Genomic DNA, 16,246 nt, shown 5'->3' with positions numbered 1-16,246 from the left:
TTCTTTCGTATCAGTGTCAATGGGTGACGGGCGCGTGATCAGGGGCCGGCGCTGCGGGCTGCAGCAACTTTAAAACTTCATGGGCTTCAGAAGTAGAGGCACTTGCCTTGGCCGCTTCATCGGGCAGCTGGCCGGCAACTTTTCGTTTTAACAGCAGGTCCAGCAAATCGTTGTCGGACAAATCCATTAAATCATTTAACCCTTTAGCCTGCCTGACGGTTAGCGTGGCTTCGTGCGCCAAAAAGAAGCGCTCGATCAGCAAATCGTTTTCCAGCAGGCCGCGCCGGCAACGCCACTTGAGCTTGCTCAGGGCACGCTCGTCCAGCAGGGCATCGGCGGTTTCCATGTCGTTTTAGGTTGGGGAGGTTTCGCCGCCGGGCCGCCCCAAGGCGAAACGCGCCCCTCCGGGGGGCAGCGAAGTACACGAAGTAACGAGCGTGGGGGCCATATTTTCAAACTGTCCTGAGGACCATCATTTCCTTGATCTTGCCGATGGCCTTCGTCGGGTTCAGGCCCTTGGGGCAGACGTCGACGCAGTTCATGATGGTGTGGCAGCGGAACAGGCGGTACGGGTCTTCCAGGTTGTCCAGGCGCTCGGCGGTGGCTTCGTCCCTGGAGTCGGCGATGAAGCGATAGGCCTGTAGCAGGCCGGCCGGGCCGACGAACTTGTCGGGGTTCCACCAGAAGCTGGGGCAGGAGGTGGAGCAGCTGGCGCACAAGATGCACTCGTAGAGGCCGTTCAGCTCATCGCGCTCTTCGGGGCTCTGCAGGCGCTCTTTTTCGGGCGGCACGTTGTCATTGATCAGGTAGGGCTTGATCGAGTTGTACTGCTTGAAGAACTGCGTCATGTCGACGATCAGGTCGCGCACCACAGGCAGGCCGGGCAGCGGCTTGAGGATGATGACTTCGGGCAGCGTGCGCATGTTGGTCAGGCACGCCAGGCCGTTCTTGCCGTTGATGTTCATGGCGTCGGAGCCGCACACGCCTTCGCGGCATGAGCGGCGAAAACTGATGGTCGGATCCTGCGCCTTCAGCTTCATCAGCGCGTCCAGCAGCATGCGCTCGTGGCCGTCCAGCTCTACCTCGATGGTCTGCATGTAGGGCTTGGCATCGGTGTCCGGGTCGTAGCGGTAGATCTTGAAGGTGCGTTTGGTCATGGGGTTCTCGCTTCTTGTGGGGTCGCAGGGCGTCAGAGCAGTAAGGGCAACGTCTTCAGAAAGTACGCGTCTTGAGCGGGACCGAATCGACCGTCAGGGGTTTCATCTGCACCGGCTTGTAAGCCAGACGGCTGCCTTCGCTGTACCAGAGCGTGTGCTTGTGCCAGTCGGTGTCGTTGCGGCCGTTCGGGTGTGCGGGCGTGTCGCCGTAGTCGTCGACAGAGTGCGCTCCGCGGCTTTCCTGGCGGGCCGCGGCGGACACGATGGTGGCCTGCGCTGCTTCGATCAGGTTTTCCACTTCCAGCGCTTCGATGCGCGCGGTGTTGAAAATCTTCGACTTGTCTTTGAGGCCGATGCTGTTGACGCGGGCCCGCAGCGCGGCGATTTTCGTCACGCCTTCGTTCATGATGGCCTGTGTGCGGAACACACCGGCATGCTGCTGCATGGTGGCGCGCAGGTCGTTGGCCACGTCTTGCGCGTATTCGCCGTCGGTCGCGTTGTCCAGGCGCGCGATGCGGGCCAGGGTCTTGTCGGCGGCATCCGCCGGCAGCGGCTTGTGCGTGGTGGTCTTGGCGAACTCGACGATGTGGTTGCCGGCGGCCTTGCCGAACACCAGCAGGTCGAGCAGCGAGTTGGTACCCAGGCGGTTGGCGCCGTGCACGCTGACGCAGGAGCATTCGCCCACCGCGTACAGGCCGTTGACCACCTGGCTCTGGTTGTTGGCGTCCTGCGTGACAACCTGGCCATGGATGTTGGTCGGGATGCCGCCCATCTGGTAGTGGATGGTGGGCACCACGGGAATCGGCTCCTTGGTGATGTCGACGTTAGCGAAGTTGTGGCCGATCTCGAACACCGAAGGCAGGCGCTTCATGATGGCGTCCACGCCCAGGTGGGTCATGTCCAGCAGGATGTAGTCCTTGTTGGGGCCGCAGCCGCGGCCTTCCTTGATTTCCTGGTCCATGGAGCGCGAGACGAAGTCGCGTGGTGCCAGGTCTTTCAGCGTGGGCGCATAACGCTCCATGAAGCGCTCACCGTTGCTGTTGCGCAGGATTGCGCCTTCGCCGCGGCAGCCTTCAGTCAGCAGCACGCCGGCACCGGCCACGCCGGTGGGGTGGAACTGCCAGAACTCCATGTCTTCCAGCGGGATGCCGGCACGCGCTGCCATGCCCAGGCCGTCACCGGTGTTGATGAAAGCGTTGGTCGATGCGGCAAAAATGCGGCCGGCGCCCCCAGTGGCCAGCAGCGTGGTCTTGGCTTCAAAAATGTGGACGTCGCCGGTTTCCATTTCGAGGGCGGTCACGCCCACGACGTCACCTGCCGAGTCGCGGATCAGGTCCAGCGCCATCCACTCGACGAAGAAGCTGGTTTTTTCCTTGACGTTTTGCTGGTACAGCGTGTGCAGCATGGCGTGGCCGGTGCGGTCGGCTGCGGCGCAGGCGCGCTGCACGGGCTTTTCGCCGTAGTTGGCGGTGTGGCCGCCGAAAGGGCGCTGGTAAATCGTGCCGTCGGGGTTGCGGTCAAACGGCATGCCCATGTGCTCAAGGTCGTACACAACCTTGGGTGCTTCGCGGCACATGTATTCAATGGCATCCTGGTCGCCGAGCCAGTCGGAGCCCTTGACGGTGTCATAGAAGTGGTAGTGCCAGTTGTCTTCGCTCATGTTGCTGAGCGATGCGCCGATGCCGCCCTGGGCTGCAACGGTGTGCGAGCGGGTGGGGAACACTTTGGAAAGCACGGCCACGTTGAGGCCGGCGCGTGCCAGCTGCAACGACGCGCGCATGCCGGAGCCGCCGGCACCGACGATGACGACGTCAAATTTGCGCTTGGGGAGTTTGGATGTTGCTGTCATGATTTTTGTGTGGGGTGTCGGTCTTCTTGTCGGGTCTGCGGGGTCAGCGGCGGCTTAAACGCGCCACAGCACCTGAATGCCCCAGCCGGCACAGGCCACCAGCCAGACAATCGTGAAAACATTCAGAACCAGCTTGATGGAGGCCGGCTTGACGTAGTCCATCCAGATGTCGCGCATGCCGACCCACACGTGATACAGCAAGGCAACGATGACCACAAACGTCAGCGTCTTCATCCATTGGGACGAGAAGATGCCGGCCCACTTGTCGTAGCCGATGGGGCCTTTGCTGAAGATGACCTGGGCCAGGACCAGCACGGTGAAGAGGGCCATCAGGGCGGCCGTGATGCGCTGCGCGAGCCAGTCGCGCAAGCCATAGTGGGCACCGACAACGATGCGTTTGGAGCCGTAGTTAACTGCCATTTTTGTGCTCCTTCAGATCAGTAAAAGCCGAACAGCTTGATGGCCAGGACGAGCGTCAGGATGACGCTCACAGCCAGCGTGAAGATGGCGGACGACTTGCCGAACTCCTTGCTGACGGCGGCATGACTCACGTCCATCCACAAATGGCGCAGGCCGGCGATGAAATGGTGCAGGTAAGCCCAGATCAGGGCCAGCGCCACCAGTTTCCAGATGATGCCGGGAAGGCCCAGCATGCCGACGTTGAAGGCCCCCTTGAATTTCTCGAACGAGATTTCAGAGGAGATCGAAGTGTCGAACATCCAGATGATGAAGGGCATCAGCAAAAACATGATGAACCCGCTGATACGGTGAAGGATGGAGACAATGCCTGCGAGGGGGAGGCGATAGGTGCGGAGGTCGGTCAGAGCGTTGATGTTGCGGAACTCGGGCCGCTTCTTCGCTACGGTTGTCGCTGATTCGGACATACTTGGCTTTCTGTGTTTTTGAGTAACGGCTTTGTAACTGCCAAAGCGGCTCAACCCGAAATTCTATTGCAATGCAGCAACAATCCCGGCTGCTTCGGGTGATGGCCGGAAATTTTTGTCGGGAAAAGCGCGTTTGCCGGCGCAACAGTTCGCAATTGCTGTGCGAAGGTCGTCGTAACTGACATGATGATTACAAAACGCTGGCTGCCGCAGTGTCAGTTCAGGGTGTTGTGGTAATGGTGTGTGTCGGTACGGTAGTAGCCGCGGCGCAGCTCCATCGGCGCATCGTTGTAGGTGTAGGCGATGCGCTCCACGCTCAAAAGCGGTGCTCCGCGCTCTACTTTTAATAGCAGCTCGCGCCCGTCGGTCGCGGCTTCTGCGCGAATTTTTTCTTCGGCGCGAACCATCCGCACGTTGAATTCGGTCTCAAACAGCGCATACATGGGGCCGTGGTAGTCGGCCAGCCGCTCGGCCGTCAGTCCCTTGAAGGGCGCGGCGGGAAGCCAGATGTCTTCAAGAATGGTGGGTGTGCCGGCAAAGCTCAGCACGCGTCGGGCCTGCAGCACGGCGTCCCCGGTGCGCAAGGCCAGCGTGCGTGCAATCTCGGCGCTGGCGCGCACGCGCCGGCAGTCGATGATGTCGCGTTGGGCCGGGCCTTCGCTGCCCGGCGTGCCGCTGTCGGGAACCAGCTTGAGAAAGCGGAACTGGACATGTTGCTCGGCGTGGGTCGCAACAAAGGTGCCCTTGCCCTGGCGGCGCACCACCAGGTTGTCGGTGGCCAGCTCGTCGATGGCTTTACGCACTGTGCCCTGGCTGACGCGGTAGCGCGCTGCCAGGTCCATCTCGGAGGGGATGGCTTCGCCCGGTTTCCATTCGCCTGATTGCAGGCTTTGCAGGATCAGGGCCTTGATCTGCTGGTACAGCGGACTGAACGCCGGCGTGGCACCTGCAAAGTCATCGGCGGGTAAGGCGGGAGTGGCGTTCATGTTGGATTCTGGCTGGTCGTATCATATCTTATATAAGACATAAGACAAATTGACGCCCGCTGCTTTTCAAGCGTAAAATCTTTGGCTGAGCCAGCGCGCGCCTTGCCGTTTTTGCGGTGATTTTGACGGGTAAAAGCATAAGACCCGTTAGTAATCACTCCCAGATATTCCAGGGTCGCGCCAGACATCTCACGCTACATCCCTCATTCAACCGATTTTCAACTTCCTGGAGTCCTCCCATCATGAGCAAAAAACCCGTCCGCGTTGCAGTCACCGGTGCAGCAGGCCAAATCGGTTACGCATTGTTGTTCCGCATTGCTTCCGGCGAAATGCTCGGCAAGGACCAGCCCGTCATTCTCCAATTGCTCGAAGTGCCCGTTGAAGGCCCGCAAAAAGCGCTCAAGGGCGTGATGATGGAACTCGACGATTGCGCGTTCCCGCTGCTGGTCGGCATGGAAGCCCACAGCGACCCGATGACCGCCTTCAAGGATGCCGACTACGCGCTGCTGGTCGGTTCGCGCCCACGCGGCCCCGGCATGGAACGTGCCGAACTGCTGGCCGTCAACGGCGCCATCTTCACGGCGCAGGGCAAGGCGCTCAACGCCGTCGCCAGCCGCAACGTCAAGGTGCTGGTGGTCGGCAACCCCGCCAATACCAACGCCTACATCGCCATGAAGAGCGCCCCTGACCTGCCGCGCAAGAACTTCACCGCCATGCTGCGCCTGGACCACAACCGCGCCGCCAGCCAGATCGCCGCCAAGACCGGCAAGGCCGTGGCCGACATTGAAAAACTCACCGTCTGGGGCAACCACTCGCCCACGATGTATGCCGATTACCGTTTTGCCACCATCAAGGGCGAAAGCGTCGCCAAGATGATCAACGACCAGGAATGGAATGCCAACGTGTTTCTGCCCACCGTCGGCAAGCGCGGCGCCGCCATCATTGAAGCGCGCGGCCTGTCGTCGGCCGCATCGGCCGCCAACGCCGCCATCGACCACATGCGCGACTGGGCTCTGGGCACCAACGGCAAGTGGGTCACCATGGGTATCCCGTCCGATGGCCAGTACGGCATCCCGAAAGACATCATGTTCGGTTTCCCCGTGACCTGCGAAAACGGCGAATACAAGCTGGTCGAAGGCCTGGAGATCGACGCTTTCAGCCAGGAACGCATCACCAAGACCCTGGACGAACTTAAGGGTGAGCAAGACGGCGTCAAGCACCTGCTCTGAGCAATTAATGAGCGATGTGCGCCGCGCAGGGCCGCCCCAAGCAAGCACGGCCCCCTCGGGGGGCAGCGTAGTACACGAAGTGACAAGCGTGGGGGCTCGCCAACATCCGCGCGACGTTCTGCTTGGTGCCCAGGCACAAGCCGGGCTTCTTCCGGTTTGTGATCACTACAGCGGTGTTGAAGCCCGCATGCGCAAAAGCCTGCAGCTGCAGGCCGAGATGATCGAGGAGTTCGGCGCCTGCGTGTTTGACGTGACGCTGGACTGCGAAGACGGCGCGCCCGTGGGTGGCGAAGCCGAGCATGCCGCCATGGTGGTGGCGCTGGCGGCACTGGCCAGCGACAAGGCACGCGTCGCGGTGCGCATCCATTCGGTGGACCACCCCGCCTTTGAGGCCGACATGGCTGTCATTGCCGGGAAGCTGTCCCGCCATCTCTCACACATCATGGTCCCCAAGGTGGAATCGGTTGCCGATGTGGTCAGGGCCGAGCAGGCCCTGCTCGCAGCATCGGCCGGCGGCCTGCCGCTGCACGTGCTGATCGAATCCCCACTCGCGGTGCGAAACGCTTTCGACATTGCGGCATATCCGCGCGTGCAGTCGTTGAGTTTTGGCCTGATGGATTTTGTCTCGGCGCATGGCGGTGCGATTCCCGCCGACGGCATGAGCAGCCGCGGCCAGTTCACGCATCCGCTGGTGATGCGCGCCAAGCTCGAAATCGCGTCGGCTTGCCATGCCCACGGCAAAGTGCCGTCGCATTGTGTTGTCACAGAGTTCAATGACACTGAGGCCATGACTTGCGCCGCACGCCATGCTGCCCGTGAACTGGGCTACACCCGCATGTGGAGCATCCACCCCAACCAGATCCGGCCTATCCTGGCGGCTTTTGCGCCCACCGAGGGCGAGATTGAAAGTGCTACAAAAATAATAGCTGCTGCCGCACATTCAGACTGGGCCCCCATCAGTTTTGAAGGCAAGCTGCACGACCGCGCGAGCTACCGCTACTTCTGGCAGGTTCTGGAGCGCGCGCACCAGACCGGCCGTGTTTTACCGCACGAGGCGCAGGCGTATTTTTCCGTCCCGCTTCACTGATTTTTCCGATTGACTGTTGACCGTTCCAAAGGACCCCCCCATGAAACATTTCGCTCTCTCTGCCCTGATGCTGGCCGCCCCGGCCTTGTTGCTGGCCCAGACGGCGGCCCCTAAAGCCGCCGCACCCAAGGCTGCCGCCGCGGCTGACCAGCCCACCCAGGCCGCCAAGCGCGCACCGATCAGGCGCTCTGCCGCCAAGGTGGTGGAAGAAAGGACGCCCATTGACGATGACCTGTCTGTCACCTTGACCCCTGAAGATCTGGAGCTCGCCAAGCGGGTTTACATCGGCACGATTCCCTGCGAACTGGGTGCCTCCGTCACCATTACGCCGAATGAAAAACGCCCGGGCTTCTTCCTGGTGCAGACGGGCAAGATGCGTTTTCGCATGCACCCGGTCGGAAGCCGCACCGGTGCCATCCGCCTGGAAGACGGCCGTGCAGGCGCCATGTGGCTCCAGTTGGGCAACAAGTCGATGCTGATGAGCCAGAAAATGGGCCAACGCCTGGCTGACGAGTGCATGAGCCCGGCGCAGGTAACTTTTGCCGACGACATGAAAAAGAACCCCCCGACCAGCATTCTGGAGGCCTTGCCCGCAGCCAAAGCTGCGCCAGCTCAGGCTGGCACGGGTTCTGCTCCGCCAGAAACTGCCCCCGCCAAAGCCCCATAAAGCCCAATACAGACACAGACCGCGACCGCACGCGCATCGACCGTGCAAATATTTGAGTACAGGAGAAGAAAACCATGATGCCCGAGTTCATACAAACCTACCGCAACCATGTGGCCGAGCGCGCCGTGCTGGGTATTCCCCCGCTGCCGCTGTCGGCCCAGCAGACCGGTGAGGTCATTGAGCTGCTGAAGAACCCACCCAAGGGCGAAGAGGCCTTTCTGGTGGAGCTGATCACGCACCGCGTGCCGGCCGGGGTTGATGCTGCCGCCAAGGTCAAGGCCAGCTATCTCGCTGCCGTGGCGCACGGCACCGAAAAGTGCTCGCTGATCTCCCGTGAAAAAGCCGTGCAACTGCTGGGCACCATGCTGGGCGGCTACAACATCAGCCCGATGGTCGAGCTGCTCGACGACGCTGAAGACAGCGTCGCCACGCAAGCGGCCAACGGCCTGAAGCACACGTTGCTGATGTTCGACCAGTTTCACGACGTGCAGGAAAAGGCCGGCAAGGGCAACAAATACGCCAAGGCCGTGCTGCAAAGCTGGGCCGATGCCGAGTGGTTTACCAGCCGCCCGGAAGTGCCAGAGTCGATCAAGCTCACCATTTTCAAGGTAGCCGGCGAGATCAACACTGACGACCTGTCACCCGCACCCGATGCCTGGAGCCGCCCCGACATTCCGCTGCACGCGCTGGCCATGCACAAGAATGCCCGCCCCGGCGTGACGCCCGAAGAAGACGGCAAGCGCGGCCCGGTCAAGTTCATTGAAGAGCTGAAAGCCAAGGGCAACCTGGTGGCCTATGTGGGCGACGTGGTCGGTACCGGCTCGTCGCGCAAGTCCGCGACCAACTCTGTGCTGTGGTTCACCGGCCAGGACATCCCCTATGTGCCGAACAAGCGTTTCGGCGGCGTCTGCCTGGGCTCGAAAATCGCCCCGATTTTCTACAACACCATGGAAGACTCGGGCGCGCTGCCGATCGAACTCGATGTGAGCCAGATGGCCATGGGCGATGTGATCGAACTGCGCCCCTACGACGGCAAGGCGCTGAAAGACGGCAAGGTCATCGCCGAGTTCAAACTCAAGAGCGACGTGCTGTTTGACGAAGTGCGCGCCGGTGGCCGCATTCCACTGATCGTCGGCCGCGGCCTCACGGCCAAGGCACGTTTTGCGCTGGGCCTTCCCGTGTCGACCCAGTTCCGCCTGCCGCAGAACCCGGCCGACAATGGCCGTGGCTTTACCCTGGCACAAAAAATGGTTGGCCGTGCGGTCGGCCTGCCTGAAGGGCAGGGCGTACGCCCCGGCACTTACTGCGAGCCCAAGATGACTTCTGTCGGCTCGCAGGACACCACCGGCCCGATGACGCGCGACGAATTGAAAGACCTGGCTTGCCTGGGTTTCAGCGCCGACCTGGTGATGCAGTCTTTCTGCCACACGGCGGCTTATCCCAAGCCGGTCGATGTGAAGATGCACCACGAGCTGCCCGAGTTCATGAGCGACCGCGGCGGCATTCCACTGCGTCCGGGCGACGGCATCATCCATAGCTGGCTCAACCGCATGCTGCTGCCCGACACCGTTGGCACCGGCGGCGACAGCCACACGCGTTTTCCCATCGGCATCAGCTTCCCCGCGGGTTCCGGCCTGGTGGCTTTCGGCGCAGCCACCGGCGTCATGCCGCTGGACATGCCTGAATCCGTGCTGGTGCGCTTCAAGGGTGAAATGCAACCCGGCATCACACTGCGTGACCTGGTCAACGCAATCCCGTTGTACGCCATCAAGGCCGGTCTGTTGACGGTCGCCAAGCAAGGCAAGAAGAACATCTTTTCGGGCCGCATCCTGGAAATCGAAGGCTTGCCCGACCTCAAGGTGGAGCAGGCGTTTGAATTGAGCGATGCCTCGGCCGAGCGCTCTGCCGGCGGCTGCACGGTGCACCTGAACAAGGAACCCATCATCGAGTACATCAACAGCAACATCACGATGCTGAAATGGATGATCGCGACGGGTTACTCGGATGTGCGCACCATCAAGCGCCGCATCGCCGCCATGGAAGCGTGGCTGGCCGACCCGCAGCTGCTCAAGGGCGATGCGGACGCCGAATACGCCGCCGTCATCGAGATCGACCTGGCCGACATCCACGAACCCATCGTGGCCTGCCCGAACGACCCTGACGACGTGAAGACGCTGAGCGAAGTGGCCGGTAGCAAGATCGACGAAGTCTTTATCGGCAGCTGCATGACCAACATCGGCCATTTCCGCGCGGCGTCCAAGCTGCTCGAAAACAAGCGCGACATTCCCGTCAAACTGTGGATGGCGCCGCCAACCAAGATGGATGCCAAGCAGCTGACCGAAGAAGGCCACTACGGCGTTCTGGGATCTGCCGGCGCGCGCATGGAAATGCCGGGTTGCAGCCTGTGCATGGGCAACCAGGCGCAGGTGAAAGAGGGCGCGACGGTGTTTTCCACCTCCACCCGCAACTTCCCGAACCGCCTCGGGAAGAACTCCAACGTCTATCTCGGTTCCGCCGAGCTGGCAGCAATCTGTTCCAAGCTGGGCCGCATCCCCACCAAGGCCGAATACATGGCCGACATGGGTGTGCTGACCGCTGCCAGCGACAAGATCTACCAGTACCTCAACTTCGACCAGGTCAAGGACTACACCGACATGGCTGACACCGTGAAGGACGGCGTGGCTGCTTAAGTGGACACCTTGCCGGCGGCTTGACAGCCGCAAGCTGAAATGGAAGGATGAAGTGATGAAGAAACCGTCACTTCTTTCCTTCCTTTTTTTTGTTCTTTTTTCGGCCACCGTTGCAGCCTCTCAAGCCCAGGAAGCGCGCACCAACGCCTTCAACGACCCCTTCCTGCAGGTCACTTCGGCGATCAACCCGTGCCCTGTGCCGGAGGGGCCGCTCTATACCGAGCAGGAAGTGCGCGATGTGGCCCATGTGCGGGCGCAGCACGGCGGCAGTTGTTATCGGGTGGGGCGTTGCCGCCTGGCCAATTCGTATTGGTACGACGCCGAAATCATTCCGCGCGTGTCGCAATACATCAAGCTCGACGGCCGGTTCGACGACACCAGTGTGTGGGTGCAGGGCGAGCGGCGTTTGGTCTTTCTCAAGGGTTGCGTCAGGACGCGCGAGCAATCAGAGGCGCTTGAAAAAGCCGTCTGGCTGGTCGATGACGTGATGGGTGTGGTGAACTATTTGCGCGTGGGCGACGAGCCTGTGCGTTATGTACCGGCGCAAACTCAAAAGAGGTGAAGTGAACTTGCCCGTGCGCATGCAAAAAGCCCTGCAAGAAACTGCGGGGTTTTTTTCGTCGAGGGGAGGCTAAAGCCCCGCCGGCAGCGGATCCACTACGCGCAATTCCGAACCATCGACAAATTTCAGGTACCAGAACTCCGGTGACAGTGGCAGGTTGGGCCGTATATGACTGACGTTGGCCGCCAGGATGTAAACCGTGCTGGCACCATCGTCTGGTGGCGGCGCGAGGTAGTGGCGCTTGACTGCCACCAATCCGCCTATGGTGGAGACCACGGTGCCTATCGACTCGGTGACGGCATTGACGGTGGTGCCCTGGCCCAGCATGTGGATGGTCGTCTGGCCCATCAGGTCGGGGCGTGAGGCTTCTATGTACAACACTGCCGCGGTATTGATGCGCAAATCGTCGGGGGCGCTGGGCTCAGTGGCTTTGTTGAACGAGATAAAGGACATGGATAGGGCCGGTTGGGGACAGGTTTTCGGGCAAATTCTCAGGAAATATGCAGCTCTTTGTGCTCACCCAGCTTGCGCGGTAGCTCACCCATGAGCGCCGCTTTGGCCATTTTGGCCAGCTGCACCATCTTGCTTTCCTTCACGTCCCAGTATTCGGCGTGATGAATGCGCACTTCCAGCAGCGCCAGGTCAGGGTCGTTGACGCCCGCAGGAAACCACGCGCGGGCAAGAGGTGACCAGAGTTCTTCTTTTTTGGCCTGGTCTTCTGCGATCACCGCCTGGCCCGACACCGATACGTAGCTGTCGGCACCCGGGTCGGCGTACGACACGTTGACGTTGCCGTCCTGCTGCAGCCGCTGGGCCAGCTCGCTTTTGCGTGAGATGAAGAAATACAGATGCGATTCCGCGTCGAGCGACTGGTTCTGCGTGGTCAGCGGATGGGCGTGCAACATGCCGCTGGCCTGACGGTGCGTCAGCATGCCGAATTTAATGCCCTTGATCAGCTCCCAAAGGGTGTCGTGGTCTGATTTTGTTGCGCTCATGAAAACTCCGATTGGTGGCCAATGAGTCGATGCTAGGCATGAAGCCATTGGCCGCTCATCAGCGGGCGGCGCGGGCAGCTGTCAGCAAGTGCCGACAGCTCCGGTTTGCACACGCCGCCTGTGTAAACCATCGCTCTACCGGGGAACTAATGGCGCGAGCGGTTACCATATAGATGCAAGTAATTCGTATTTGTATTACGGCTTGCTTACAGGCGCCCGCAGGCTTCAAGGCCTTCGCCGCGCCCGGCCCGGTTCGGGCGAACCGGGCCGCTTTCATCTCTAAAAGGTGCTTCATGAAACTGTCGTTCCCACTCTTTGCCGGCGCTGTGCTGGCTGCCGGCCTGTTGGCCGCGCCAATGGCCTCCACCGCCCAAACCGTCACGCCCACCGCCGAAGGCATCGTGGTTTACAACGCCCAGCATGCCAGCCTGACCAAGGCTTGGGCGGATGCCTTCAGCAAGGAAACCGGCATCAAGGTCACTTTGCGCAACGGCAGTGACACCGAGCTGGGCAACCAGATCGTGCAGGAAGGCAAGGCCTCCCCCGCCGATGTGTTCCTGACGGAGAATTCGCCAGCCATGGCGCTGGTCGACACGGCAGAGCTGTTCGCTCCGCTGGACGCGGCCACGCTGTCTGAAGTGCCTGCCAACTTCCGCCCCTCGCACGGCCGCTGGACGGGCATCGCCGCGCGCAGCACGGTGTTTGTCTACAACAAGGCCAAACTCACGCCGGCGCAGTTACCCAAGTCCATGCTGGACCTGGCCACGCCCGCATGGAAAGGCCGCTGGGCCGCATCGCCTTCCGGCGCCGACTTCCAGGCCATCGTGAGCGCGTTGCTTGAACTCAAGGGCGAAGCCGCTACTGCGGCGTGGCTCAAGGCCATGAAGGAAAACGCCACGCCTTACAAGGGCAACGGCACCGTGCTCAAGGCCGTGAATGCCGGCCAGATCGAAGGTGGCGTGATTTACCACTATTACTACTACGGCGACCAGGCCAAGACGGGCGAGAACAGCAACAACGCCCAGCTGCATTACTTCCGCAACCAGGACCCCGGCGCTTTTGTGAGCATTTCCGGTGGCGGCGTGCTGGCCTCGAGCAAGCACCAGCCCGAAGCCCAGGCCTTCGTGAAGTGGATCGCCGGCAAAGGTGGGCAGGACATCCTGAGAACCGGTGACGCGTATGAGTACGCCGTCGGCACCGGCGTAGCCTCCAACCCCAAGCTGGTACCTTTGGCTGAGCTGCAGGCGCCCAAGGTGGAGCCTTCCAAACTCAACAGCAAAAAAGTCACCGACCTGATGACCCAGGCCGGCCTGCTGTAAACCACTTCCAATCGCTTCCAACCACTTCAGGTCCGCCGATCTGACACCTGCCTTGAGTGCCTTGCCCTTTGATGTCGGCGCCGACTCCCTGAAGCCGGCGAGTGTGGCCCTGCGGCCTTTGCCTGCGGCCGGGCGCGGCGGCTGGCGCCTGTCGTGGGTGGGTAGCGCGGCCCTGCTGGTCTCGCTGCTGGCATTGTTGCCGCTGGGTTTTGTCATCTGGGTCGGCATCCAGGCGGGTTGGGACACGGCCTCTGCGTTGATCTTCCGGCCCCGTGTGGGTGAACTGCTCGTCAACACTGCTTTGCTGGTAGCGCTGACAGTGCCCTTGTGTGCAGTGCTGGCCGTGGCCCTGGCCTGGCTCACCGAGCGCAGCGACCTGCCCGGTGCGCGCACCTGGGCCTGGCTGGCCGTCGCGCCGCTGGCGGTGCCGGCTTTTGTGCACAGCTATGCCTGGATGACGGTCGCCCCTGGCCTGCACGGTTTGCCCGCCGGCGTGATGGTTTCGGTGATCGCCTACTTTCCATTTTTGTATTTGCCGGTGGCCGCAGCCTTGCGGCGGCTGGATCCGGGCATGGAAGACAGCGCCGCCTCGCTGGGCTTGAGCCCTTTGGCGGTGTTCTTCCGCGTGGTGCTGCCGCAGCTGCGGCTGGCAGTATGCGGCGGCTCGCTGCTGGTAGGCCTTCACCTGCTGGCCGAGTACGGCCTTTACGTGATGATCCGCTTCGACACCTTCACCACGGCCATCGTCGACCAGTTCCAGTCGACCTACAACGGGCCTGCGGCCAACATGCTTTCCGGCGTACTGGTGGTGTGCTGCTTCGCGTTGCTGGGACTGGAATCGGCCGCGCGCGGCAAGGAACGTTATGCACGCGTGGGTTCCGGCGCAGCGCGCATGCCTTTCAAACGCAAGCTGGGCCGTTTTGCTGGCCTGTGCCTGCTGCTGCCCGCGCTGGTCACCGCTCTGGCGCTGGGCGTGCCGCTGCTTACCCTGGGCCGCTGGCTGGTGGCCGGCGGGGCTGCCGTATGGCGCGTGGATGAAATCGGCCCGGCGATTTTCCAGACCCTGGGGTTGGCGCTGGCCGGTGCGTTGCTGACCACAGTGGCTGCCGTGCCCATGGCCTGGCTGTCGATACGCTCACCGGGCCGGCTGCAGCGCGTGCTGGAGGCCTGCAACTACATGGTCGGTTCGCTGCCCGGTGTGGTGGTGGCGCTGGCGCTCGTCACAGTGACTGTGCGCATGCCGATTTACCAGACGGCACTCACGGTGCTGCTGGCTTATTTGCTGATGTTTTTGCCGCGCGCCCTCATCAGCCTGCGCGCAGGCATTGCGCAGGCGCCGGTGGAGCTGGAGCAGGCCGCGCGCAGCCTGGGCCGCACGCCCGCGCAGGCGCTGTGGGCCATCACCCTGCGGCTGGCTGCGCCCAGCGCGGCGGCCGGCGCGGCGCTGGTGGGCCTGGGCATTACCAATGAGCTCACCGCCACGCTGATGCTCGCGCCCAACGGCACGCGCACCCTGGCAACTTCCTTCTGGGCCTACAGCAGCGAGATCGACTACGCCGCCGCCGCGCCCTATGCACTCATCATGGTGCTGCTGTCGCTGCCCATGACCTGGCTGCTCTATACCCAATCCAAACGCACGGCGGGACGATGACAACTTCTCTTGAACTGAACGGCCTGCGCAAACACTATGGCCCCGTGGAAGCACTGGGCGGCGTTCACCTGCACGTGCCGGCCGGCAGCCGCACCGCCATCGTGGGTCCGTCCGGTTCCGGTAAAACCACGTTGCTGCGCATCATTGCCGGCTTCGAAGCGCCCGACGCCGGCCGCGTCGTGCTGGGCGGGCGGCAACTGGCCGATGGGCCAGAAGCCGTGCCGGCCCACCAGCGCGGCATCGGTTTTGTGCCGCAGGACGGCGCGCTGTTTCCGCACCTGACGATTGAAGGCAACGTCGGCTTTGGCCTGCCGCGCAACACGCCCCGGCGCGCTGAACGCATTGCCGAACTGATGGACATGGTTGCGCTGGACACCGCCATGCTCAGCCGTCGCCCGCATGAGTTGTCCGGCGGCCAGCAGCAGCGCGTGGCACTGGCCCGTGCGCTGGCCCAGCGCCCGCAGCTGATGTTGCTCGATGAGCCTTTTTCCGCCCTGGACACGGGCCTGCGCGCCAGCACCCGCAAAGCCGTCGCGCAACTGCTCAGCGGCGCCGGCATCACCACCATCCTGGTCACGCACGACCAGGCGGAGGCCCTGTCATTTGCCGACCAGGTGGCCGTGATGCGTGAAGGGCAGCTGGTGCAGGCCGGCCGCCCGGTGGATATTTATCTGCGGCCCCGTGATGCCGCAGTGGCCGGCTTCCTGGGCGAAGCCATCGTGCTGCCGGCGCAGCTGGCGGGCGGCTGGGCTGACTGCGCGCTGGGGCGAATCGCGGTCAACGACGGCCAGCGCAGTGGTGCGGCGCAGATCATGTTGCGGCCAGAGCAGCTGCAGGTGGCTGAAGTCCCGGCGCAGGCGGCCGCGCAAAGCGCGGATGGTGCTGCGTGCTATGGCGCGGTTATCGACACCGATTTTGGCGGTCCGGTCTGTGTGCTGTCGGTGCGCCTGGTGCGCGGCACTGGCCTGGTCACGGCAGAAGAAACACCCGCGGCGACGGAGCTTGCTGCGTGGGACGCGCCGCTGCTGGTGCGCAGCTCCGGCCTGCATGCCCCGGCGCCGGGCGCCATGGTCCGCATCACGGTGGCCGGCGAGGCCCATGTGTTCGGATAAGCCGGCTGCCGGTTCCCGGGAATTTAAGCAAATAGTGGCCGTAGCCCAATAAGAACGG

At 62.5% G+C, this 16,246-nt stretch carries 16 protein-coding genes; 8 read left to right on the top strand and 8 right to left on the bottom strand.

Annotated features, from left to right (window positions below):
* Positions 1 to 16 precede the first annotated feature (16 nt).
* The 6 genes from AC1D11_RS04645 to AC1D11_RS04620 form a co-directional block, all read right to left on the bottom strand.
* Entirely contained in the window at positions 17 to 346 is a 330-nt protein-coding gene (locus AC1D11_RS04645) for an FAD assembly factor SdhE (protein WP_477649354.1), read from the bottom strand.
* 106 nt (positions 347 to 452) lie between these two features.
* Positions 453 to 1,157 carry a succinate dehydrogenase iron-sulfur subunit gene (locus AC1D11_RS04640; protein WP_122955671.1) on the bottom strand — a complete coding sequence of 235 codons (705 nt, stop codon included), beginning with the start codon at positions 1,155 to 1,157 and terminating at the stop codon, positions 453 to 455.
* Positions 1,158 to 1,212: 55 nt separating this feature from the next.
* The gene (gene sdhA / locus AC1D11_RS04635) at positions 1,213 to 3,006 is read right to left on the bottom strand and encodes a succinate dehydrogenase flavoprotein subunit (RefSeq protein WP_477649355.1); all 1,794 of its coding nucleotides are present in this window, start codon (positions 3,004 to 3,006) and stop codon (positions 1,213 to 1,215) included.
* Positions 3,007 to 3,060: 54 nt separating this feature from the next.
* Complete coding sequence (sdhD, locus tag AC1D11_RS04630; RefSeq protein ID WP_477649356.1) at positions 3,061 to 3,426, bottom strand: succinate dehydrogenase, hydrophobic membrane anchor protein; 366 nt, start codon at positions 3,424 to 3,426, stop codon at positions 3,061 to 3,063.
* A gap of 17 nt (positions 3,427 to 3,443) precedes the next feature.
* Positions 3,444 to 3,890, bottom strand: coding sequence for a succinate dehydrogenase, cytochrome b556 subunit (gene sdhC / locus AC1D11_RS04625; RefSeq protein ID WP_477649357.1), 447 nt, complete (start codon positions 3,888 to 3,890; stop codon positions 3,444 to 3,446).
* Between the two features lie 215 nt (positions 3,891 to 4,105).
* Positions 4,106 to 4,876, bottom strand: coding sequence for a GntR family transcriptional regulator (locus AC1D11_RS04620; RefSeq protein WP_477649358.1), 771 nt, complete (start codon positions 4,874 to 4,876; stop codon positions 4,106 to 4,108).
* 242 nt (positions 4,877 to 5,118) lie between these two features.
* Between AC1D11_RS04620 and AC1D11_RS04615 the strand changes: the two genes are divergently transcribed.
* The 5 genes from AC1D11_RS04615 (at position 5,119) to AC1D11_RS04595 (ending at position 11,111) form a co-directional block, all read left to right on the top strand.
* Positions 5,119 to 6,105: a malate dehydrogenase gene (locus tag AC1D11_RS04615; protein WP_477649359.1), complete on the top strand. Its 987-nt coding sequence runs from the start codon at positions 5,119 to 5,121 to the stop codon at positions 6,103 to 6,105.
* 16 nt (positions 6,106 to 6,121) lie between these two features.
* Entirely contained in the window at positions 6,122 to 7,192 is a 1,071-nt protein-coding gene (locus AC1D11_RS04610) for an HpcH/HpaI aldolase/citrate lyase family protein (RefSeq protein ID WP_477649374.1), read from the top strand.
* 40 nt (positions 7,193 to 7,232) lie between these two features.
* Positions 7,233 to 7,859 (top strand): hypothetical protein, encoded by a 627-nt coding sequence (locus AC1D11_RS04605; protein WP_477649360.1) that lies wholly within the window; start codon positions 7,233 to 7,235, stop codon positions 7,857 to 7,859.
* Positions 7,860 to 7,933: 74 nt separating this feature from the next.
* Complete coding sequence (locus tag AC1D11_RS04600) at positions 7,934 to 10,549, top strand: bifunctional aconitate hydratase 2/2-methylisocitrate dehydratase (RefSeq protein ID WP_477651422.1); 2,616 nt, start codon at positions 7,934 to 7,936, stop codon at positions 10,547 to 10,549.
* Between the two features lie 55 nt (positions 10,550 to 10,604).
* Complete coding sequence (locus AC1D11_RS04595; protein WP_477649362.1) at positions 10,605 to 11,111, top strand: BON domain-containing protein; 507 nt, start codon at positions 10,605 to 10,607, stop codon at positions 11,109 to 11,111.
* 69 nt (positions 11,112 to 11,180) lie between these two features.
* On the opposite strand, the gene AC1D11_RS04590 is transcribed toward AC1D11_RS04595, so the two are convergent.
* Together AC1D11_RS04590 and AC1D11_RS04585 are read right to left on the bottom strand one after the other, a co-directional pair.
* Positions 11,181 to 11,564, bottom strand: a complete 384-nt coding sequence (locus AC1D11_RS04590; RefSeq protein WP_477649363.1) for a hypothetical protein — start codon at positions 11,562 to 11,564, stop codon at positions 11,181 to 11,183.
* Positions 11,565 to 11,602: 38 nt separating this feature from the next.
* Positions 11,603 to 12,106 (bottom strand): pyridoxamine 5'-phosphate oxidase family protein, encoded by a 504-nt coding sequence (locus AC1D11_RS04585; RefSeq protein ID WP_477649364.1) that lies wholly within the window; start codon positions 12,104 to 12,106, stop codon positions 11,603 to 11,605.
* 293 nt (positions 12,107 to 12,399) lie between these two features.
* Between AC1D11_RS04585 and AC1D11_RS04580 the strand changes: the two genes are divergently transcribed.
* Genes AC1D11_RS04580 through AC1D11_RS04570 form a run of 3 tightly spaced genes read left to right on the top strand, consistent with a single transcriptional unit; the run spans position 12,400 to position 16,188 of the window.
* Positions 12,400 to 13,425 carry an iron ABC transporter substrate-binding protein gene (locus AC1D11_RS04580; RefSeq protein ID WP_477649365.1) on the top strand — a complete coding sequence of 342 codons (1,026 nt, stop codon included), beginning with the start codon at positions 12,400 to 12,402 and terminating at the stop codon, positions 13,423 to 13,425.
* Between the two features lie 52 nt (positions 13,426 to 13,477).
* A complete protein-coding gene (locus AC1D11_RS04575; protein WP_477649366.1) occupies positions 13,478 to 15,076 on the top strand; it encodes an ABC transporter permease in 1,599 nt (532 codons plus the stop codon).
* Complete coding sequence (locus AC1D11_RS04570; RefSeq protein WP_477649367.1) at positions 15,073 to 16,188, top strand: ABC transporter ATP-binding protein; 1,116 nt, start codon at positions 15,073 to 15,075, stop codon at positions 16,186 to 16,188. Before AC1D11_RS04575 ends, AC1D11_RS04570 begins: the two co-directional genes overlap by 4 nt.
* The last annotated feature ends 58 nt before the right edge of the window (positions 16,189 to 16,246 follow it).

The sequence above is a fragment of the Polaromonas sp. P1_E11 genome, assembly GCF_056405995.1.
This window is presented reverse-complemented; position numbering and strand designations above follow the sequence as displayed.